Below are 19,779 nucleotides of genomic sequence, written 5' to 3'. Positions count from 1 at the left end.
AAGCGCCCCGCGTCTTGAACGGGCGGCGTGATGCTGAACAAATACCCTCTGTGGAAATACCTGCTGATCGTGGTGGTACTGGCGGTCGGCTTCATTTATTCCGCACCCAACCTCTACCCGGATGATCCGGCGGTGCAGATCAGCGGCGCCAGTTCCGCCCTGCATGTCAGCCAGGCCGACCTCGATCGCGTGACCAAGGCGCTGACCGATGCCGGGATCGCGGTCAAAGGCAGCAGCCTGGGCGAGAAGGGCAGTGCGCTGGTGCGCCTGACCAACCAGGAAGCTCAGCTGCCGGCCAAGGATGTGGCGCGCAAGACCCTGGGCGATGACTACGTCGTGGCCCTGAACCTGGCCCAGACCACCCCGCAGTGGCTGCGCAACCTGGGTGCCAGCCCGATGAAACTGGGCCTGGACCTGTCCGGTGGCGTGCACTTCCTGCTGGAAGTGGACATGGACAAGGCCATGACGGCCCGCATGAAAGTCTACGAAGGCGAGGTCAAGACCTTGCTGCGCAAAGAGCGCGTCCGCTACCGCAGCCTGCCTCAGCAGGACGGCGGCATCATGCTGGGCTTCGCCGACGACGCTACCCGCGAGCAGGCACGCAGCCTGATCCGCAAGAATTTCAACGATTTCGACCTGACCACCACCGAGCGCAACGAGCTCGCCGTGCTGCGCCTGGCGCTGACCCAGGCCAAGGTTGCCGAAATCCGTGAATACTCCATCAAGCAGAACCTGACCACCGTTCGCAACCGTGTGAACGAGCTGGGCGTGGCCGAACCGCTGGTGCAGCGCCAGGGCGCCAACCGCATCGTGGTCGAGCTGCCGGGCGTGCAGGACACCGCCGAAGCCAAGCGTATCCTCGGCAAGACCGCCAACCTGGAGTTCCGCTTCGGTGCCGAGCCGGGCGCGTCCAAGGCCACCACCGAGGTGTTCGAGTTCCGCGAAGGCGGCCGCTCCGCCGCGGTCGAGCGCGGCCTGATCATCACCGGTGACCAGGTTACCGACGCCCAGGCCAGCTTCGACGAGCATGGTCGCCCGCAGGTGAACATCCGCCTGGATGGCCATGGTGGCGAGCTGATGAGCCGTGCCACCCGCACCAACGTCGGGCGCAGCATGGCGGTGATCTTCATCGAGCAGAAGCCGGTCACCCGCTATCAGAAGCAGATGGTCGGTGGCGTCGAGAAGGAGGTCGCGGTCCAGACCTTCCAGGAAGAGAAGAAGATCATCAGCCTGGCGACCATCCAGTCGCCGCTGGGCAGTCAGTTCCGCATCACCGGCCTGAACGGCCAGGGCGAGTCCTCCGAGCTGGCGCTGCTGCTGCGTGCCGGTGGCCTGGCCGCGCCGATGTACTTCGCTGAAGAACGTACCATTGGCCCGAGCCTGGGTGCCGACAACATCACCAAGGGTATCGACGCATCCCTGTGGGGCATGCTGTTCGTCTCGCTGTTCATCATCGCCATCTACCGCGCCTTCGGCGTGCTGGCGACCATCGCCCTGGCGGGCAACATGGTCCTGCTGCTGGCGCTGATGTCGTTGCTGGGCGCCACCCTGACCCTGCCGGGCATCGCCGGTATCGTGCTGACCATGGGCATGGCGGTGGACGCCAACGTGCTGATCTTCTCGCGTATCCGTGAAGAGATCGCCGCTGGCATGTCGGTGCAGCGCGCCATCCACGAAGGCTTCAACCGCGCCTACTCGGCGATCGTCGATGCCAACCTGACCACCCTGTTGGTCGGCGGTATCCTGTTCGCCATGGGGACCGGTCCGGTCAAGGGCTTCGCGGTCACCATGTCCCTCGGGATTTTCACCTCGATGTTCACCGCCGTCATGGTGACCCGCGCACTGGTCAACCTGACCTGCGGCGGGCGTGACATCAAGAAGCTGTGGGTTTGAGGGAGCTGCGATGAAAACCATCAACTTCATGGGCGTGCGCAATGTCGCGTTCGCCATTACCGTGCTCCTCACCGTGCTGGCGCTGTTCAGCTGGTGGCACAAGGGCCTGAACTTCGGTCTGGACTTCACCGGCGGTACGCTGATCGAGCTGACCTACGAGCGTCCTGCGGACCTGGAGAAGGTACGTACCGAGCTGGTCGGCTCCGGTTTCCACGATGCCGTGGTGCAGAGCTTCGGCGCCACCACCGACCTGCTGGTGCGCATGCCGGGCGATGACCCGCAGCTGGGCAACCGCGTGGCCGAGGCGCTGCAGAAGATCGGCGGCGACAACCCGGCCACCGTCAAGCGTGTCGAGTTCGTCGGCCCGCAGGTGGGTGAAGAGCTGCGTGACCAGGGCGGCCTCGGCATGCTCCTGGCCCTGGGCGGCATCCTCATCTACCTGGCCTTCCGCTTCCAGTGGAAGTTCGCGGTCGGCGCCATCGTCTCGCTGATTCACGACGTGGTGGTCACCCTGGGCATCCTGTCGTTCTTCCAGATCACCTTCGACCTGACGGTGCTGGCGGCGGTGCTGGCGATCATCGGCTACTCGCTCAACGACACCATCGTCGTGTTCGACCGGGTGCGCGAGAACTTCCGGGTAATGCGCAAGGCTTCGCTGATCGAGAACATCAACATCTCGACCACCCAGACCCTGTTGCGTACCGTCGCCACCTCGGTGTCGACCTTGCTGGCCATCGCCGCGCTGCTGTTCTTCGGCGGCGACAACCTGTTCGGCTTCTCCCTGGCACTGTTCATCGGTGTCATGGCCGGTACCTACTCGTCGATCTACATCGCCAACGTGGTACTGATCTGGCTGAACCTGAGCAGCGAAGACCTGATTCCACCGGTCAAGACCGAGGGTGTGGACGACCGTCCTTAAGGAATCGTCCTACGCCATTTGGCGTAAAGAGAGGCGCGAGTGTTGAACTCGCGCCTTTTTTTTTGCTCCAAGGCAGGGAGAAGGCGGGCCGGAGCCCGTGGGTATGATCAGGAGGTTCACGTGAACAAATCAATGCTGGTGGGTGCGGTTCTGGGTGCTGTCGGTGTGACTGCCGGAGGTGCTGTGGCGACCTACAGCTTGGTGAACAAGGGGCCTGAGTATGCCCAGGTCACCGACGTGCAGCCGATCAAGCAGCAGGTGAAGACGCCGCGCGAGGTCTGCAAGGATGTCACCGTCACGCGCCAGGCGCCGGTCAAGGACCAGCACCAGATCGCCGGCACGGTAGTGGGCGCCATTGCCGGTGGCCTGCTGGGTAACCAGGTAGGTGGCGGCACGGGCAAGAAGATCGCCACGGTCGCCGGTGCGGTGGGTGGTGGCTACGCGGGCAACAAGGCCCAGGAGTACATGCAGGAGCGTGACACCTACACGACCACGCAGACCCGCTGCAACACGGTCAACGACATCAGCGACAAGGTGGTGGGGTACAACGTCACCTATTCGATCGGTGACCAGGTGGGCAAGGTGAAGATGGATCACGAGCCGGGCTCGACCATCCCGCTGGACAAGAATGGCAAGCTGATCCTGGGGCAGAACCAGCCGGGGCAGTGATCTCGGCACGGGCTGCTTTCTGTAGGAGCGGCCTTGTGTCGCGATAGGGGTGCGAAGCGCCCCAGGATCTTCGCTCTATCTGAAATCCCCGGGGCTGCTTTGCAGCCCTTTCCGACCGGTCCGACGCCTCGGCAAGGCCGCTCCTACAGGGGGATCGCATTCCTGGCTGGATTGCAGGCATAAAAAAAGCACCCCGAGAGGTGCTTTTTTGTGCTCGCAATCGGCGCTTAGCGCTTCATGTATTCCGGCAGGTGCGGCTGGATGGCGGTCAGCACGGCCTTGAAGCACTTGATGTTGCCGGCGACGATATGACCCTTCTCGAGGTGGTCGTGGCCACCGTTGAAGTCGCTCACCAGGCCGCCTGCTTCCTGAATCAGCAGCACGCCCGCGGCCATGTCCCATTCGGACAGGCCCGACTCCCAGAAGGCATCGAAGCGGCCAGCGGCCACGTAGGCCAGGTCCAGGCTGGCGGAGCCGGCGCGGCGGATGCCGGCGGTCTGGCCAGTCAGGGCGCGGAACATGCCCAGGTAGTTGTCCAGGTCGGCCATCTGGTTGTCGCGGAACGGGAAGCCGGTGCCCAGCAGGGCGCCTTCCAGGTTGGTGCGCGAGCTGACGCGGATGCGGCGGCCGTTGAGCTGGGCGCCACGGCCACGGCTGGCGGTGAATTCTTCCTGGCGAACCGGGTCGACGATCACGGCGTGCTCGAGGCGGCCACGGTATTTGCAGGCGATGCTGATCGCAAAGTGAGGAACGCCACGCAGGAAGTTGGTGGTGCCGTCCAGCGGATCGATGATCCACAGGTAGTCCTTGCCTTCTTCGCCGGTGCCGGCGTGCAGGCCGGTTTCTTCACCTTGGATCGAGTGGTTCGGGTAGGCCTTGCGCAGAGCATCGACGATGACCTTCTCGGCGGCGCGGTCGACCTCGGAGACGTAGTCCTTGGCCTGCTTTTCGTCGACTTTGATGCTATCCAGGCGTTCGATGGAGCGGAAAATCAGTTCACTGGCGCTGCGAGCGGCGCGCAGGGCGATATTCAGCATAGGCTGCATGGGCGTTTCACCTGGGGATGTTAAAGAGGAAAGCCGCATAGTCTATCAGAAATCCACGACGGCAGAAGGGTCAGATGCGCATTCGTGGCGTTACGCCCGTCGCTTCTGTAAGATCGTTTGCCCCTTTATCCCTACTCCGTGAGCTCAACACCTTGTTGCAGAATATTCGTGTTGTTCTGGTCAATACCAGCCACCCCGGCAATATCGGCGGCGCTGCGCGTGCCATGAAAAACATGGGCCTGTCGCGCCTGGTGCTGGTGCAGCCGAAAGAGTTCCCGTCCGGCGACGCTACCGCGCGTGCCTCGGGCGCCGACGACATCCTGGCCAATGCCCAGGTGGTCGACAGCCTCGAGGATGCCCTGGTCGGCTGCAGCCTGGTCATGGGTACCAGTGCCCGTGAGCGCAGCATCCCCTGGCCGCTGATCGACCCGCGCGAGTGCGGGGCCAAGGCCGTGGAGCACGCCGGGGGCGGCGAAGAAATCGCCCTGGTGTTCGGGCGCGAGCACGCCGGGCTGACCAACGAAGAACTGCAGCGATGTCACTTCCACGTGCACATTCCCTCGAACCCCGACTTCAGCTCGCTGAACCTCGCCGCCGCGGTCCAGGTGCTCTCCTATGAGGTGCGCATGGCCTGGCTGGCAGCCGAGGGCGCGCCCTCGAAAGTCGAGAAGTTCGATGCCAACTCGCTGCGCAGCAACGAGCTGGCGACCATGGACGAAATGGAGCTGTTCTATGAACACCTGGAAAAGACCCTGGTGGACATCGGCTTCCTCGACCCGGAAAAGCCCAAGCACCTGATGCCGCGCCTGCGCCGGCTCTATGGGCGCAGCGCGGTCAATCGTTCGGAAATGAGCATTTTGCGCGGCATCCTCACCGAGACCCAGAAAGTCGTACGGGGCGAGCCGCATAAACGGAAGGACTGAAGATGTTCGAGCGTCTGCGTGAAGATATCCAGAGCGTTTTCCATCGTGACCCGGCGGCGCGCAACACCTTTGAAGTACTGACCTGCTACCCGGGCATGCACGCCATCTGGCTGCATCGCCTCGGGCATGCCCTGTGGGTGCGCGACTTCAAGTGGCTGGCGCGCCTGGTGTCCAACTTCGGTCGCTGGATGACCGGCATCGAGATTCACCCTGGCGCCACCATCGGCCGGCGTTTCTTCATCGACCATGGCATGGGTATCGTCATTGGCGAAACCGCCGAGATCGGCGACGACGTCACCCTCTATCAGGGTGTGACCCTTGGCGGCACCAGCTGGAACAAGGGCAAGCGTCACCCGACCCTGGAGGACGGGGTGGTGGTCGGTGCAGGCGCCAAGGTGCTGGGGCCGTTCACCGTCGGTGCCGGGGCCAAGATCGGCTCCAATGCCGTGGTGACCAAGGCGGTGCCGGCCGGTGCCACGGCCGTCGGCATCCCTGGACGGATCATCGTCAAGGCCGAGGACGACGCCGTCGAGGTCAAGCGCAAGGCCATGGCCGAGAAAATCGGCTTCGACGCCTACGGTGTCAGCGGTGACATGCCCGACCCGGTGGCTCGCGCCATCGGCCAGATGCTCGACCATCTGCAGGCTGTCGACGAGCGCCTGGAAGGCATGTGTGGCGCGCTGACACGGATGGGCAGTGATTACTGTGCCAAGGAACTGCCGGCATTGCCCGCCGATGACTTTGCCGAGGCGTGCGCAGAAGAGCGGCAGGGCGACACTCGGTCGCATTGATTGCGTCGGGTCGATACAAGGGGCGTGTGCTTGCGCCCCTTGTCTGCTACACTCGCGCCCGCCTCCCACATGCATACCCGACTAAAGCACTAGGTCTAATAGTTGACTTAAACGCTCGGGAATCGCATACTCGCACACATCCTGTAACTCCCGTGGTACCCATACGCCATGCGACTGACTACCAAAGGCCGATACGCCGTGACCGCCATGCTTGACCTGGCGTTGCACGCGCAGCATGGGCCGGTGTCTTTGGCCGATATTTCCGAGCGCCAGGGCATTTCCCTCTCTTATCTGGAACAGCTGTTCGCCAAGCTGCGCCGCAGCAGCCTGGTTTCCAGCGTTCGCGGCCCAGGCGGCGGCTACCAGCTGTCGCGCGGCATGGAAACCATTCAGGTGGCCCAGGTCATCGACGCGGTCAACGAGTCGGTCGATGCCACCCGTTGCCAGGGCCTGGGGGATTGCCATGCCGGTGATACCTGCCTGACTCACCACCTGTGGTGCGACCTGAGCCAGCAGATCCATGAATTTCTCAGCGGCATCAGCCTGGCCGACCTCGTCATGCGCCGCGAGGTGCAGGAAGTCGCCCAACGTCAGGACCTGCGCCGTGTCGCGGGCCGAACCGCCCAGCTGGACAAGATTGAGACGTCCGCCGTCGACTGAAGCAGCGATGAGCGACGCCAACGCCTGATAGGAGATACTCAATGAAGTTGCCGATCTACCTCGATTACTCCGCGACCACCCCGGTCGATCCCCGTGTAGCCCAGAAGATGGCCGAATGCCTGCTGGTCGACGGGAACTTCGGTAACCCGGCCTCGCGTTCCCACGTGTTTGGCTGGAAGGCCGAAGAGGCAGTCGAGAATGGCCGCCGTCAGGTCGCCGAGCTGATCAACGCCGACCCACGCGAGATCGTCTGGACCAGCGGTGCCACCGAGTCCGACAACCTGGCGTTGAAGGGCGTGGCGCACTTCTATCAGACCAAGGGCAAGCACATCATCACCTCCAAGATCGAGCACAAGGCGGTCCTGGACACCGCTCGCCAGCTGGAGCGTGAAGGTTTTGAAGTTACCTATCTCGAGCCCGGCGAAGACGGCATCGTCACCCCGGCCATGGTCGAGGCTGTGCTGCGCGACGACACCATCCTCGTTTCGCTGATGCACGTGAACAACGAAGTCGGCTCGATCAACGATATCGCCGCCATCGGTGAGCTGACCCGCTCGCGTGGCGTGCTGTTCCACGTCGATGCCGCCCAGTCGGCCGGCAAGGTCGAGATCGATGTGCAAAAGCTCAAGGTCGACCTGATGTCGTTCTCGGCGCACAAGGTCTACGGCCCCAAAGGCATCGGCGCGCTGTACGTCAGCCGCAAGCCGCGCGTGCGCCTGGAAGCCATCATCCACGGTGGTGGCCATGAGCGCGGCATGCGTTCGGGCACCCTGCCGACCCACCAGATCGTCGGCATGGGCGAGGCCTTCGCCATCGCCAAGCAGGAAATGGCTGCCGAGAACACCCGCATCAAGGCCCTGAGCGACCGCTTCTTCAAGCAGGTCTCGGGCCTGGAAGAGCTGTACGTCAACGGCAGCCAGACTGCCCGTGTGCCGCACAACCTGAACCTGAGCTTCAACTACGTCGAAGGCGAGTCGCTGCTGATGTCCCTGAAGGACATCGCCGTTTCGTCCGGTTCGGCCTGCACCTCCGCTTCGCTCGAGCCGTCCTACGTCCTGCGCGCCCTGGGCCGCAACGACGAGCTGGCGCACAGCTCGATCCGCTTCTCTTTCGGCCGCTTCACCACCGAAGAAGAAGTCGACTACGCCGCGCAGAAGGTCTGCGAGGCCGTCAACAAGCTGCGTGAACTGTCGCCGCTGTGGGATATGTACAAAGACGGCGTCGACATCTCCAAGATCGAGTGGGCCGCCCACTAAGCAGTCGCCGGCAAGAGCGGCTCCCTGATGAGGAAGGAATTGCACCATGGCATACAGTGAAAAGGTCATCGACCACTACGAAAACCCGCGCAACGTCGGCAAGATGAACGCCGACGATCCGGATGTCGGCACCGGCATGGTCGGCGCCCCGGCCTGCGGCGACGTGATGCGTCTGCAGATCAAGGTCAACGAGCAGGGCGTGATCGAAGACGCCAAGTTCAAGACCTACGGCTGCGGTTCGGCCATCGCCTCCAGCTCCCTCGCCACCGAGTGGATGAAGGGCAAGACCCTGGACGAGGCCGAGACCATCAAGAACACCCAGCTGGCTGAAGAGCTGGCGCTGCCGCCGGTCAAGATCCACTGCTCCGTGCTCGCCGAAGATGCCATCAAGGCCGCTGTTCGCGATTACAAGCAGAAGAAAGGCTTGATCTGAGTCGCCTGACGCAAGGTAAGGAGTTCCGATGGCTATCAGCATGACAGAAGCCGCCGCCAACCACATTCGCCGCTCCCTCGACGGGCGCGGCAAGGGTGAGGGCATTCGCCTGGGCGTGCGCACCACCGGCTGCTCGGGCCTGGCCTACGTGCTGGAGTTCGTCGACGAGCTGGCTGCCGAAGACCAGGTATTCGAGAACCACGGCGTGAAGGTCATCATCGACCCGAAGAGCCTGGTGTACCTCGATGGCACCGAGCTGGACTTCGTCAAGGAAGGGTTGAACGAAGGCTTCAAGTTCAACAACCCCAACGTGCGCGGTGAGTGTGGCTGCGGCGAAAGCTTCAACGTTTGAGGCTGGCCGTGGGTACTCCTTGTCATTTCGCCCTGTTTGACCTGCAGCCCGGTTTCCGCCTGGACCTCGACAAGCTGGCCACTCGCTACCGCGAGCTGGCCCGCGAGGTGCATCCGGACCGTTTCGCCGATGCCTCCGAGCGTGAACAGCGCGTCGCCCTGGAAAGGTCGGCGGCGCTCAACGACGCCTACCAGACCTTGCGCAGCGCGCCGCGTCGCGCCCGTTACCTGCTGGCCATCAGTGGCCACGAGGTGCCGCAGGAAGTCACCGTGCATGACCCGGACTTCCTGCTGCAGCAGATGCAGTGGCGCGAAGAGCTCGAAGAGTTGCAGGACGAAGCCGACCTCGACGGTGTCGCCGTGTTCAAGAAGCGCCTCAAGGTCGCCCAGGACACGCTGAACGAGGATTTCGCCGCCTGCTGGGATGTTGCCGCGCAGCGTGAGCAGGCCGAGCGCCTGATGCGCCGCATGCAGTTCCTCGACAAGCTCGCCCAAGAAGTGCGCCAACTCGAAGAGCGCCTCGACGATTAACCCCGGCGTTGCCCGTGATGACGCCTAAGGTACTCAGATAAGCATGGCCCTACTGCAGATCGCCGAACCCGGTCAGAGCCCCCAGCCGCACCAGCGCCGCCTGGCGGTGGGCATCGACCTGGGCACCACCAATTCTCTCGTCGCCGCCGTGCGCAGCGGGCGCAGTGAACCGCTGCCCGATGCCCAGGGCAAGCTGATCCTGCCGTCGGCGGTGCGCTACCTGGAAGGCCGCAACGAAGTCGGCCAGGCCGCTCGCGACGCCGCCTCCAGCGACCCGCTGAACACCATCCTGTCGGTCAAGCGCCTGATGGGGCGTGGCCTGGCGGACGTCAAACAATTGGGTGAGCAGCTGCCGTACCGCTTTGTCGGCGGTGAGTCGCACATGCCGTTCATCGACACCATCCAGGGGCCAAAGAGCCCGGTGGAAGTGTCTGCCGATATCCTCAAGGTGCTGCGTCAGCGCGCCGAGGAAACCCTCGGTGGCGAGCTGGTCGGTGCGGTAATCACCGTGCCGGCCTATTTCGACGATGCCCAGCGCCAGGCCACCAAGGACGCCGCGCGTCTGGCCGGCCTCAACGTGCTGCGCCTGCTCAACGAGCCGACCGCGGCCGCCGTGGCCTATGGCCTGGACCAGAACGCCGAAGGCCTGGTGGCGATCTACGACCTGGGCGGCGGTACCTTCGATGTTTCCATCCTGCGCCTGACCGGCGGCGTCTTCGAGGTGCTGGCCACCGGTGGTGACACCGCGTTGGGCGGCGACGACTTCGACCACGCCATCGCCGGCTGGATCATCGAGCAGGCGGGGCTGTCCTCCGACCTCGACCCGGCCACCCAGCGCCAGCTGCTGCAGGCCGCCTGCGCCGCCAAGGAAGCCCTGACCGACGCCGATGTGGTCGGCGTCAGCCACGGCGCCTGGCAGGGCGAACTGAGCCGCGCCGCCTTCGAGGCCATGATCGAGCCCCTGGTTGCCCGCAGCCTCAAGGCCTGCCGCCGCGCCGTGCGCGACAGCGGCATCGAGCTGGAAGAGGTCGGCGCGGTGGTGATGGTCGGCGGTTCGACCCGCGTGCCGCGCGTGCGCGAGGCGGTCGGCGCACTGTTCGGCCGTACCCCGCTGACCTCGATCGACCCGGACCAGGTAGTGGCCATCGGTGCCGCCATCCAGGCCGACACCCTTGCCGGCAACCGTCGCGAAGGCGGCGAACTGCTGCTGCTCGACGTCATCCCGCTGTCGCTCGGTCTTGAGACCATGGGCGGGCTGATGGAGAAGGTGATCCCGCGCAACACCACCATTCCGGTGGCCCGCGCCCAGGAGTTCACCACCTACAAGGATGGCCAGTCGGCCATGATGATCCACGTGCTGCAGGGCGAGCGCGAGCTGATCAGCGACTGCCGCTCCCTGGCGCGCTTCGAGCTGCGCGGCATCCCGGCGATGGTCGCGGGCGCGGCGAAGATCCGCGTGACCTTCCAGGTCGACGCCGACGGCCTGCTTAGCGTCGCGGCCCGCGAACTGGGCTCGGGGGTGGAATCGAGCATCCAGGTCAAGCCGTCCTACGGCCTGACCGACGGCGAGATCGCCCGCATGCTCAAGGACTCGTTCGAGCACGCAGGCTCCGACAAGCACGCGCGCCAGCTGCGCGAGCACCAGGTCGATGGCGAGCGCCTGCTCGAGGCGGTGCAGGGCGCCCTGGACGCCGATGGCGAGCGCCTGCTCAGCAGCGACGAGCGCGAAGCGATCGAATTCCAGATGCAAGAACTACGTGATTTGCTGACCGGCACCGATGGCGCCGCCATCGAGCAACAGACCAAGCGTCTGTCGCAGGTGACCGACGCATTTGCCGCCCGTCGCCTTGATTCGACGGTCAAAGCCGCACTGGCCGGGCGCAACCTGAATGAGATCGAGGAGTAACCGATGCCGCTGGTGACATTCCTGCCGCATGAGAAGTTCTGCCCCGAGGGGCTGACCGTGGAAGTGCCGACCGGGACCAACATCCTGGAGCTGGCCCACGACCATCACATCGAGATGGAAAGTGCCTGCGGCGGCGTCAAGGCCTGCACGACCTGTCACTGCATCGTCCGCAAGGGTTTCGACTCGCTTGAAGAAGCGGACGAGCTCGAAGAGGACATGCTGGACAAGGCCTGGGGCCTGGAGGCGCAGTCGCGCCTGGGTTGCCAGGTGGTGGTGGGCGACGAAGACCTGACCATCGAGATCCCCAAGTATTCGCTCAACCACGCCGCCGAAGCGCCGCACTGAGGGATCACCCATGAGCCTGAAATGGATTGATGTACTTGAGATCGCCATCCAGCTTGCGGAAAGCAAGCCCGAGGTCGATCCTCGTTACGTGAATTTCGTCGATCTGCACCGCTGGGTGCTGGCACTGCCCGACTTCAGCGACGATCCGTCGCGCGGCGGGGAGAAGGTGCTCGAGGCCATCCAGGCGGCCTGGATCGAAGAAGCCGACTGAGCGCACGCTGCAGGTTAGGCAATCCCCTGGAACCCGCGTATAATTCGCGGGTTTAATTTTTCGCAACACTCATATTTCTGGAGTTTTCCATGGCTGTTCAACGTACTTTCTCCATCATCAAGCCTGACGCCGTTGCCAAGAACGTCATCGGCAAGATCACCACTCGCTTCGAAGAAGCCGGCCTGAAAATCGTTGCCTCGAAAATCAAGCAACTGTCCAAGGCCGAAGCCGAAGGCTTCTACGCCGAGCACAGCGCTCGTGGCTTCTTCGGCGACCTGGTTGCCTTCATGACTTCGGGCCCTGTCGTCGTTCAGGTTCTGGAAGGCGAGAACGCCATCGCTCTGAACCGTGAGCTGATGGGCGCCACCAACCCTAAAGAAGCTGCTCCAGGCACCATCCGTGCCGACTTCGCCGAGTCGATCGACGCCAACGCCGTTCACGGTTCGGACTCCGAAGCTGCCGCTGCTCGCGAAATCGCTTACTTCTTCGCTGCTACCGAGGTAACCACTCGCTAAGCGAAAGCTTACGGGTGAGGGTGAATCCATGACGACATCGACTGACAAGATCAACCTGCTGGGGCTGACCCTGGCGGAAATGGAACAGTTCTTCGACTCAATCGGGGAGAAGCGCTTCCGTGCCGGTCAGGTGATGAAATGGATTCACCACTTTGGCGTCGATGATTTCGCCGCCATGACCAATGTCGGCAAGGTCTTGCGCGAAAAGCTCGAGGCCGTTGCCGAGATTCGCGGTCCGGAGGTGGTCAGTGAAGACATTTCCGCCGACGGCACCCGCAAGTGGGTGGTCCGCGTTGCCTCCGGCAGCTGCGTCGAGACCGTCTACATTCCCACCGACGATCGCGGCACCCTGTGCGTGTCGTCGCAAGCCGGCTGTGCCCTGGACTGCAGCTTCTGCTCCACCGGCAAGCAAGGCTTCAACAGCAACCTCACCGCCGCCGAAGTGATCGGCCAGGTGTGGCTTGCCAACAAATCCTTCGGGACCGTCCCGGCCAAGATCGACCGCGCCATCACCAACGTGGTCATGATGGGCATGGGCGAACCCCTGCTGAATTTCGACAATGTCATCGCCGCCATGAAGATCATGATGGAAGATCTGGGCTATGGCATTTCCAAGCGTCGCGTCACCCTGTCCACCTCGGGCGTGGTGCCGATGATCGACGAGCTGGCCAAGCACATCGACGTGTCGCTGGCCCTGTCGCTGCACGCGCCGAACGACGAACTGCGCAACAAGCTGGTGCCGATCAACAAGAAGTACCCGCTGAAGATGCTGCTGGAGTCGTGCATGGGCTACATGTCCACCCTCGGCGGCAAGCGCGTGCTCACTATCGAGTACACCCTGCTCAAGGATGTCAACGACCAGCCCGAGCACGCCGCGCAGATGATCGAGCTGCTGCGTGACGTACCGTGCAAGATCAACCTGATCCCGTTCAACCCGTTCCCGCACTCGGGCTACGAGCGACCGAGCAACAATGCCATCCGTCGCTTCCAGGACCTGCTGCACCACGGCGGCTTCAATGTCACCACCCGCACGACCCGCGGTGACGATATCGACGCCGCGTGCGGTCAGCTGGTGGGGCAGGTCAATGACCGTACCCGCCGCAGCGAGCGCTACATCGCCGTGCGCCAGCTGGCTGCCGACGAGCCGCAAGACAGCGCCGCGCGCCCCTGACGAGCACTTGCCTCCATGACCCTGCGCGCCGCGCTGCCGATCCTGACGCTTTTGCTGCTGGCCGGCTGCGTGTCCGGTGGCGCGAGCGATCCCCTGGCCAGTCGCCAGGGGCGTGAAGACGCGGGCAGGGCGTATGTGCAACTGGGGTTGGGGTATTTGCAACAAGGTTTGACCGAGCAGGCCAAGGCACCCTTGAGCAAGGCCCTGGCCCTGGATGGCCGTGATGCCGACGCTCACGCCGCCCTGGCGCTGGTGTTCCAGGCCGAAGACGAGCCGGCATTGGCCAGCCAGCACTTCCAGAAAGCGTTGGCCGTACGCGCGGATGACACACGAATCCGCAACAATTACGGCAGTTTCCTATATGCTCAGGGCCGTTTCGGCGAAGCCCAGGCGATGTTCCGTCAGGCTGCCGCCGATACCCTGTATCCTGAGCGGTCCCGGGTCTACGAGAACCTGGGGCTGACCGCCCTGAAGCTAGGGCAGGGCGAGCAGGCGCGCGAATATCTGGAGAAGGCCCTTCGGCTCAATCAGCGGCAACCGAAGGCTTTGCTCGAAATGGCTGAGTTGTCCTACGAAAACAGGCATTATGTGCCGGCCCGGGACTACTACGATCGATTCAGCCAGCTGAGCGACCAGGACGCCCGCAGCCTGCTGCTGGGCACGCGCCTGGCTCGCGCCCTCGACGACCAGGGCAACGCGGCCCGCCTGGGCCAGCAATTACAACGACTTTATCCCGGTACGCCGGAATATCAGCAATACCTGTCGGAGCAACGATGAAAGCCGCGCACACTGAAGTAGCAGCAGCGACTCGCCAGAACCCCGGTGACGTCTTGCGCCAGGCCCGTGAAAAACGCGACTGGAGCCAGGCCGAGGTCGCTCGCAAGCTCAACCTCACGGTCTCTTCGCTGAACAACCTGGAAAACGGCGCCTTCGACAAGCTGCCTGGACACACCTTCGCCCGTGGTTACATCCGCGCCTACGCCAAGCTGATGGACATGGACCAGGCGCCGCTGGTCGAGGCGTTCGACCAGATCACCGGTACCCATGCCCAGGGCAGCGAGGTGCATTCGCTGGGGCGCATCGAAGAGCCGGTACGCCTGTCGCATAACATCCTGCGCGTGGTCAGCCTGCTGCTGCTGGTGGCGGTGGTCGGCGGTGGCTTCTTCTGGTGGCAGGACCAGAGCAGCCTGCGGGGCAAGGATCTGGCCAAGATCGCCCTGGAGCACGTCGAGGTCGAGAGCGCCGACGGCACCACCCAGATTCATCCGCTCGACGAGCCGGAAGACCAGGCCGTGAGCGAAGGCCAGCAGTCCGAAGGCCAGGCCCTGCCGCTGGAGCCGAGCGGTACCGAGCAGGCACCGGTCGCCGAAGCCGAGACGCCAGTTGCCAGCGCCGCGCCGACGCCGACCGCTTCCGCGCCAGTGGCAGCGGTTGTCGCGCCAGCCACTCCCGCTGTGGTCACGCCCGCCGCGCCTGTTGCCGCTGCGCCAGCCGCACCTGTCGTATCGACCGCTCCGGTCGCACCGGCTGCGCCCGCTGAAGCCGCACCGGCTCCGGCCGGCAGCGCCAAGGTCCACATCCAATTCACCGCCGATTGCTGGACCCAGGTCACCGATGGCAACGGCAAGGTGCTGTTCAGCGCGATCAAGCGCAAGGGCGACAACCTGGAACTGACCGGCAAGCCACCGTTCGCGGTACGCCTGGGCTTCGCCCGTGGCGCCCAGGTGAGCTACAACGGCCAGGCGGTCGATGTCGCCCCGTTCACCAGTGGCGAAACCGCTCGCCTGAAGTTGGGACAGTAAGTCATGCACGGCGAATCTCCGATCAAACGTCGCGAATCCCGCAAAATCTGGGTCGGCAATGTGCCGGTGGGTGGCGATGCGCCCATCGCGGTGCAGAGCATGACCAACACCGACACCAACGATGTCGCCGCCACCGTGGCGCAGATCCAGCGTCTGGTCGACGCAGGCGTGGACATCGTGCGCGTCTCGGTGCCGGACATGGACGCCGCCGAGGCCTTCGGCAAGATCAAGCAGCTGGTCAGCGTGCCGCTGGTCGCCGACATCCACTTCGACTACAAGATCGCCCTGCGCGTGGCCGAGCTTGGCGTCGACTGCCTGCGCATCAACCCGGGCAACATCGGCCGTGAAGACCGTGTGCGCGCCGTGGTCGATGCCGCCCGCGACCGTGGCATCCCGATCCGCATCGGCGTCAACGCCGGCTCCCTGGAAAAGGACCTGCAGAAGAAGTACGGCGAGCCGACGCCGGCGGCGCTGGTCGAGTCGGCCATGCGTCACGTCGAGCATCTGGACCGTCTGGACTTCCAGGACTTCAAGGTCAGCGTCAAGGCCTCCGACGTGTTCATGGCCGTCGAAGCCTACCGCCTGCTGGCCAAGCAGATCATCCAGCCGCTGCACCTGGGTATCACCGAAGCCGGTGGCCTGCGCTCGGGGACGGTGAAATCCGCCGTCGGCCTAGGTATGCTGCTGGCCGAAGGCATCGGTGACACCATCCGCATTTCCCTGGCCGCCGATCCGGTCGAGGAAGTGAAGGTCGGCTACGACATCCTCAAGTCGCTGCACCTGCGCTCGCGTGGCATCAACTTCATCGCCTGCCCGAGCTGCTCGCGGCAGAACTTCGATGTGGTCAAGACCATGAACGAGCTGGAAGGGCGCCTGGAAGACCTGCTGGTACCGCTGGACGTGGCGGTGATCGGCTGCGTGGTCAACGGCCCGGGTGAAGCCAAGGAATCGCACGTGGGCCTGACCGGCGGCACGCCGAACCTGGTCTACATCGATGGCAAGCCATCGCAGAAGCTGAACAACGAAAACCTGGTGGACGAGCTGGAAAAGCTCATTCGCCAGAAAGCGGCCGAAAAGGCCGAGGCCGACGCGGCGCTGATCGCCCGCGGCTGAGCACAGATTCGTAAGGACTATTCGTGAGCAAATCGCTGCAAGCCATCCGTGGCATGAACGACATCCTGCCCGACCAGTCGCCGCTGTGGCGCTACTTCGAGGGCACCGTGGCCGGCTTGCTGGACAGCTACGGCTATAGCCAGATCCGCACGCCGATCGTCGAGTTCACCGAGCTGTTCAAGCGCTCCATCGGTGAAGTCACCGATATCGTCGAAAAAGAGATGTACACCTTCGAGGACCGCAACGGTGATTCGCTCACCCTGCGTCCCGAAGGCACCGCCGCCTGCGTGCGCGCCGTGCTCGAGCATGGCATCACCGGCAACGGGCAGGTGCAGAAGCTCTGGTACATCGGCCAGATGTTCCGCCACGAACGTCCGCAGAAAGGCCGCTACCGCCAGTTCCACCAGATCGGCGTGGAGGTGTTCAACCTCGACGGCCCGGACGTCGACGCCGAGCTGATCATGCTCACCTGGCGCCTGTGGAGCCTGCTGGGTATCCAGGACGCGGTCGAGCTGCAGCTCAACAGCCTGGGCACCAGCGAAGCCCGCGCGCGTTATCGCGACGCGCTGGTCGAGTATCTCTCGGCCCGCCTCGAGCAACTGGACGAGGACAGCCAGCGCCGTCTGAAGAGCAACCCGCTGCGTATCCTCGACAGCAAGGACCAGAATACCCAGGCGGTGCTGGTCGGTGCGCCGAAGCTGGAAGACTACCTGGACGAAGAATCCCGCGTGCACTTCGAGGGCCTCAAGGCTCGCCTGGACGCCGCCGGCATTCCGTTCGTGATCAACACCAAGCTGGTGCGTGGCCTCGATTACTACAGCAAGACCGTGTTCGAGTGGGTTACCGACAAGCTCGGCGCCCAGGGCACCGTCTGCGCGGGTGGCCGCTATGACGGCCTGGTCGAGCAGATGGGCGGCAAGCCGACCCCGGGCGTCGGTTTCGCCATGGGCATCGAGCGCCTGATCCTGCTGCTGGAGACCCTGGGCAAGGTGCCCGAGTCGATCAGCCGCACCGTCGACGTCTACCTGTGCGCCTTCGGCGACGCGGCGGAGCTGGCCGGCCTGCGCCTGAGCGAGCGCCTGCGCGATCGCCTGCCGGGCCTGCGCCTGGCGGTCAATGCCGGTGGCGGCAGCTTCAAGAGCCAGTTCAAGAAGGCCGACAAGAGTGGCGCGCTGTTCGCCCTGATCCTCGGCGACGACGAGCTGGCCAAGCAAGAGATCGGCTTCAAGCCCCTGCGTGGCCAGGGCGAACAACAGAACATTGCCTGGGATGCTCTTGCCGAGCACCTGGAAACCGCGATCGCCCAGGCGTGACGCGGTCCGACAACGAATAGGCGAATAGGAGTATTGGGGTGTCGAGTACCGATGATGAGAGCCTGGCAGCGGCCAAGGACTGGTGGAACCGCAACGGCAAGCCGCTGCTGACCGGCGCCCTGCTGGCCGGCGTGGTGGTGTTGGGCTGGCAGACCTGGCACAAGTACCAGGCCAACCAGTCGCAAGGCGCCTCGGCGCTGTACCAGGCGCTGCTGGAAACCTCGCTGACGCCAGACGGCAAGCCGGACGCGACCAAGGTCGCCGAGCTGTCCGGCAAGCTCAAGAGCGAGTTCGGCGGCACCGCCTACGCCCAGTACGGCAGCCTGTTCGTGGCCAAGGTCGCGGTCGAGAGCGGCAAGCTGGACGATGCGGTCAGCGAGCTGAAGAACGTGATGGACAAGCCGGCCGACGCCACCCTCGGTGAGATCTCGCGCCAGCGCCTGGCCCGCGTGCTCGCCGCCCAGGACAAGGCCGAGGACGCGCTCAAGCTGCTCGACGGTGACACCGACAAGGCGTTCCTGGCCAGCCGCGAAGAACTCAAGGGCGACCTGCTGGTACAGCTGGGCCGCGCCGACGACGCGCACAGCGCCTACGAAAAAGCCAAGGCCGCGCTGTCCGACGACGCCGCGATCGGTGGCCTGCAACTGAAGCTGGATGACCTGGCCAAAGGGGACGCCTGAAGTGAAGGGTTGGAAACAAGCAGCAGTGCTCACCCTCGCCGTGCTGGCGGCGGGTTGCAGCAGCAACAGCAAGAAGGAACTGCCTCCGGCCGAGCTGACCAAGTTCACCGAGGAAGTGGTGCTGAAGAAGCAGTGGAGCCGTTCGATCGGTGACGGCCAGGGCGAGACCTACAACACCCTGGTGCCGGCCATCGAAAACGACCGTATCTACGCCGCCGATGTCAACGGCAAGGTCTTCTCCCTCGATCGCCTCACCGGCGACGTGGTGTGGAAGAAAGATCTCGAGCTGCCGGTTTCCGGCGCCGTGGGCGTGGGCTACGGCCTGGTCATGCTGGGGACCCTCAAGGGCGAAGTCATCGCGCTGGACTCCAGCACTGGTGAAGAGCGCTGGCGTTCCCGCGTCACCAGCGAAGTGCTGGCGCCGCCGGCCAACAACGGTGATGTGGTCGTTGTGCAGACTCAGGATGACCGCCTGATCGGCCTAGACGCCGCCACCGGCGACCGTCGCTGGATCTACGAGAACAGCCCGGCCGTGCTGACCCTTCGCGGTACCGGCGCGCCGGTGGTGACCAACCGCCTGGCGGTGGCCGGCCTGTCCACCGGCAAGGTGGTTGCGGTGGACATCAGCAACGGTGTGCCGGTGTGGGAGAGCCGCGTGGCCATCCCGCAGGGCCGTTCCGAACTGGATCGCGTGGTGGATATCGACGGTGGCCTGCTGCTGTCCGGTGGCACCCTCTACGTCAGCACCTACCAGGGCCGCGTCGCCGGCCTGGACCTGGAAAGCGGCCGCGTGCTGTGGCAGCGCGATGCCTCCAGCTACGTGGGTGTCGCCCAGGGCTTCGGCAACGTCTATGTGAGCGAAGCGTCGGGTACCGTGCAAAGCGTCGACGAGCGTTCTTCCAGCGCGCTGTGGAGCAACGACTCGATGGCCCGCCGTCAGCTGTCGGCGCCGGAGGTGTTCTCCAGCTACGTGGCGGTGGGTGATTTCGAGGGTTACCTGCACCTGCTCAGCCAGGTTGATGGCCGCTTCGTCGGCCGTGAGCGTATCGACAGCGATGGCCTGCGTGCCCGGCCGCTTGTGGTCGGCAACACCATCTACGTCTTTGGCAACAGCGGCAAGCTCGAGGCACTGACCATCCGCTGAGGCTAAGCTTGGGGCTCTGACCGGCCCCGGGCAGCGGCGCATGACGCGCCGCCCGAATACCGGCCGCTGCCTTGCAGCGGCCTTTGCATTTTCAAGAATTCAAGAGT

At 64.3% G+C, this 19,779-nt stretch carries 22 protein-coding genes; 21 read left to right on the top strand and 1 reads right to left on the bottom strand.

Features of this window, described 5'->3' with window-relative positions; genetic code table 11:
* Positions 1–30 precede the first annotated feature (30 nt).
* The 3 genes from secD (at position 31) to ACYUME_RS21740 (ending at position 3,481) form a co-directional block, all read left to right on the top strand.
* Entirely contained in the window at positions 31–1,893 is a 1,863-nt protein-coding gene (secD, locus tag ACYUME_RS21750; RefSeq protein ID WP_279880597.1) for a protein translocase subunit SecD, read from the top strand.
* Positions 1,894–1,903: 10 nt separating this feature from the next.
* A complete protein-coding gene (secF, locus tag ACYUME_RS21745) occupies positions 1,904–2,812 on the top strand; it encodes a protein translocase subunit SecF (RefSeq protein ID WP_279880596.1) in 909 nt (302 codons plus the stop codon).
* Positions 2,813–2,932: 120 nt separating this feature from the next.
* Positions 2,933–3,481, top strand: coding sequence for a glycine zipper 2TM domain-containing protein (locus tag ACYUME_RS21740; RefSeq protein WP_279880593.1), 549 nt, complete (start codon positions 2,933–2,935; stop codon positions 3,479–3,481).
* A 227-nt stretch (positions 3,482–3,708) separates the two neighbouring features.
* Here ACYUME_RS21740 and suhB read toward each other — a convergent pair whose 3' ends face one another.
* On the bottom strand, positions 3,709–4,527 hold the full coding sequence (suhB, locus tag ACYUME_RS21735) for a type III secretion system regulator SuhB (RefSeq protein WP_460416810.1): 819 nt from the start codon (positions 4,525–4,527) through the stop codon (positions 3,709–3,711).
* Between the two features lie 152 nt (positions 4,528–4,679).
* On the opposite strand from suhB, the gene trmJ reads away from it, so the two are divergent.
* The 18 genes from trmJ to bamB all read left to right on the top strand — a co-directional run bounded on the left by trmJ (position 4,680) and on the right by bamB (position 19,672).
* Positions 4,680–5,450: a tRNA (cytosine(32)/uridine(32)-2'-O)-methyltransferase TrmJ gene (gene trmJ, locus ACYUME_RS21730; RefSeq protein WP_279880589.1), complete on the top strand. Its 771-nt coding sequence runs from the start codon at positions 4,680–4,682 to the stop codon at positions 5,448–5,450.
* A 2-nt stretch (positions 5,451–5,452) separates the two neighbouring features.
* Positions 5,453–6,241, top strand: coding sequence for a serine O-acetyltransferase (gene cysE / locus ACYUME_RS21725; protein WP_279880586.1), 789 nt, complete (start codon positions 5,453–5,455; stop codon positions 6,239–6,241).
* A gap of 168 nt (positions 6,242–6,409) precedes the next feature.
* Positions 6,410–6,901, top strand: a complete 492-nt coding sequence (iscR, locus tag ACYUME_RS21720) for a Fe-S cluster assembly transcriptional regulator IscR (RefSeq protein WP_008092572.1) — start codon at positions 6,410–6,412, stop codon at positions 6,899–6,901.
* Between the two features lie 41 nt (positions 6,902–6,942).
* On the top strand, positions 6,943–8,157 hold the full coding sequence (locus tag ACYUME_RS21715) for an IscS subfamily cysteine desulfurase (protein WP_279806986.1): 1,215 nt from the start codon (positions 6,943–6,945) through the stop codon (positions 8,155–8,157).
* Between the two features lie 46 nt (positions 8,158–8,203).
* On the top strand, positions 8,204–8,590 hold the full coding sequence (iscU, locus tag ACYUME_RS21710; RefSeq protein WP_011532337.1) for a Fe-S cluster assembly scaffold IscU: 387 nt from the start codon (positions 8,204–8,206) through the stop codon (positions 8,588–8,590).
* Between the two features lie 28 nt (positions 8,591–8,618).
* On the top strand, positions 8,619–8,942 hold the full coding sequence (gene iscA / locus ACYUME_RS21705; RefSeq protein ID WP_023630636.1) for an iron-sulfur cluster assembly protein IscA: 324 nt from the start codon (positions 8,619–8,621) through the stop codon (positions 8,940–8,942).
* A gap of 8 nt (positions 8,943–8,950) precedes the next feature.
* Positions 8,951–9,472: a co-chaperone HscB gene (hscB, locus tag ACYUME_RS21700; protein ID WP_279880583.1), complete on the top strand. Its 522-nt coding sequence runs from the start codon at positions 8,951–8,953 to the stop codon at positions 9,470–9,472.
* Positions 9,473–9,515: 43 nt separating this feature from the next.
* On the top strand, positions 9,516–11,378 hold the full coding sequence (gene hscA / locus ACYUME_RS21695) for a Fe-S protein assembly chaperone HscA (RefSeq protein ID WP_460416806.1): 1,863 nt from the start codon (positions 9,516–9,518) through the stop codon (positions 11,376–11,378).
* A gap of 3 nt (positions 11,379–11,381) precedes the next feature.
* Complete coding sequence (gene fdx, locus ACYUME_RS21690; RefSeq protein ID WP_264310212.1) at positions 11,382–11,723, top strand: ISC system 2Fe-2S type ferredoxin; 342 nt, start codon at positions 11,382–11,384, stop codon at positions 11,721–11,723.
* Positions 11,724–11,733: 10 nt separating this feature from the next.
* The gene (iscX, locus tag ACYUME_RS21685) at positions 11,734–11,934 is read left to right on the top strand and encodes a Fe-S cluster assembly protein IscX (RefSeq protein WP_011532342.1); all 201 of its coding nucleotides are present in this window, start codon (positions 11,734–11,736) and stop codon (positions 11,932–11,934) included.
* Between the two features lie 89 nt (positions 11,935–12,023).
* Positions 12,024–12,449, top strand: coding sequence for a nucleoside-diphosphate kinase (ndk, locus tag ACYUME_RS21680; RefSeq protein WP_011532343.1), 426 nt, complete (start codon positions 12,024–12,026; stop codon positions 12,447–12,449).
* A 28-nt stretch (positions 12,450–12,477) separates the two neighbouring features.
* Positions 12,478–13,620, top strand: coding sequence for a dual-specificity RNA methyltransferase RlmN (gene rlmN, locus ACYUME_RS21675; RefSeq protein ID WP_028689594.1), 1,143 nt, complete (start codon positions 12,478–12,480; stop codon positions 13,618–13,620).
* A gap of 15 nt (positions 13,621–13,635) precedes the next feature.
* Positions 13,636–14,397, top strand: a complete 762-nt coding sequence (gene pilW / locus ACYUME_RS21670) for a type IV pilus biogenesis/stability protein PilW (protein WP_460416803.1) — start codon at positions 13,636–13,638, stop codon at positions 14,395–14,397.
* Positions 14,394–15,422, top strand: coding sequence for a RodZ domain-containing protein (locus tag ACYUME_RS21665; RefSeq protein WP_460416802.1), 1,029 nt, complete (start codon positions 14,394–14,396; stop codon positions 15,420–15,422). The genes pilW and ACYUME_RS21665 overlap by 4 nt, the downstream gene beginning before the upstream one ends.
* Positions 15,423–15,425: 3 nt before the next feature.
* On the top strand, positions 15,426–16,535 hold the full coding sequence (ispG, locus tag ACYUME_RS21660; protein WP_279880569.1) for a flavodoxin-dependent (E)-4-hydroxy-3-methylbut-2-enyl-diphosphate synthase: 1,110 nt from the start codon (positions 15,426–15,428) through the stop codon (positions 16,533–16,535).
* Positions 16,536–16,558: 23 nt separating this feature from the next.
* Positions 16,559–17,848, top strand: coding sequence for a histidine--tRNA ligase (gene hisS / locus ACYUME_RS21655; protein WP_279880567.1), 1,290 nt, complete (start codon positions 16,559–16,561; stop codon positions 17,846–17,848).
* Between the two features lie 38 nt (positions 17,849–17,886).
* Complete coding sequence (locus tag ACYUME_RS21650) at positions 17,887–18,528, top strand: YfgM family protein (RefSeq protein ID WP_279880564.1); 642 nt, start codon at positions 17,887–17,889, stop codon at positions 18,526–18,528.
* Complete coding sequence (gene bamB / locus ACYUME_RS21645; RefSeq protein WP_460416799.1) at positions 18,503–19,672, top strand: outer membrane protein assembly factor BamB; 1,170 nt, start codon at positions 18,503–18,505, stop codon at positions 19,670–19,672. Before ACYUME_RS21650 ends, bamB begins: the two co-directional genes overlap by 26 nt.
* Positions 19,673–19,779 lie beyond the last annotated feature (107 nt).

The sequence above is a fragment of the Pseudomonas sp. microsymbiont 2 genome (assembly GCF_054788395.1).
The sequence above is the reverse complement of the archived record's forward strand: the minus strand, read 5'-3'. Positions and strand labels throughout refer to the sequence as shown.

Coding starts and splice junctions, on each gene's coding strand:
- secD (WP_279880597.1), top strand. CDS start 31: ATGCTGAACAAATACCCTCTGTGGAAATACCTGCTGATCGTGGTGGTA.
- secF (WP_279880596.1), top strand. CDS start 1,904: ATGAAAACCATCAACTTCATGGGCGTGCGCAATGTCGCGTTCGCCATT.
- suhB (WP_460416810.1), bottom strand. CDS start 4,527: ATGCAGCCTATGCTGAATATCGCCCTGCGCGCCGCTCGCAGCGCCAGT.
- cysE (WP_279880586.1), top strand. CDS start 5,453: ATGTTCGAGCGTCTGCGTGAAGATATCCAGAGCGTTTTCCATCGTGAC.
- iscR (WP_008092572.1), top strand. CDS start 6,410: ATGCGACTGACTACCAAAGGCCGATACGCCGTGACCGCCATGCTTGAC.
- ACYUME_RS21715 (WP_279806986.1), top strand. CDS start 6,943: ATGAAGTTGCCGATCTACCTCGATTACTCCGCGACCACCCCGGTCGAT.
- iscU (WP_011532337.1), top strand. CDS start 8,204: ATGGCATACAGTGAAAAGGTCATCGACCACTACGAAAACCCGCGCAAC.
- iscA (WP_023630636.1), top strand. CDS start 8,619: ATGGCTATCAGCATGACAGAAGCCGCCGCCAACCACATTCGCCGCTCC.
- hscA (WP_460416806.1), top strand. CDS start 9,516: ATGGCCCTACTGCAGATCGCCGAACCCGGTCAGAGCCCCCAGCCGCAC.
- fdx (WP_264310212.1), top strand. CDS start 11,382: ATGCCGCTGGTGACATTCCTGCCGCATGAGAAGTTCTGCCCCGAGGGG.
- iscX (WP_011532342.1), top strand. CDS start 11,734: ATGAGCCTGAAATGGATTGATGTACTTGAGATCGCCATCCAGCTTGCG.
- ndk (WP_011532343.1), top strand. CDS start 12,024: ATGGCTGTTCAACGTACTTTCTCCATCATCAAGCCTGACGCCGTTGCC.
- rlmN (WP_028689594.1), top strand. CDS start 12,478: ATGACGACATCGACTGACAAGATCAACCTGCTGGGGCTGACCCTGGCG.
- pilW (WP_460416803.1), top strand. CDS start 13,636: ATGACCCTGCGCGCCGCGCTGCCGATCCTGACGCTTTTGCTGCTGGCC.
- ACYUME_RS21665 (WP_460416802.1), top strand. CDS start 14,394: ATGAAAGCCGCGCACACTGAAGTAGCAGCAGCGACTCGCCAGAACCCC.
- ispG (WP_279880569.1), top strand. CDS start 15,426: ATGCACGGCGAATCTCCGATCAAACGTCGCGAATCCCGCAAAATCTGG.
- bamB (WP_460416799.1), top strand. CDS start 18,503: ATGACCTGGCCAAAGGGGACGCCTGAAGTGAAGGGTTGGAAACAAGCA.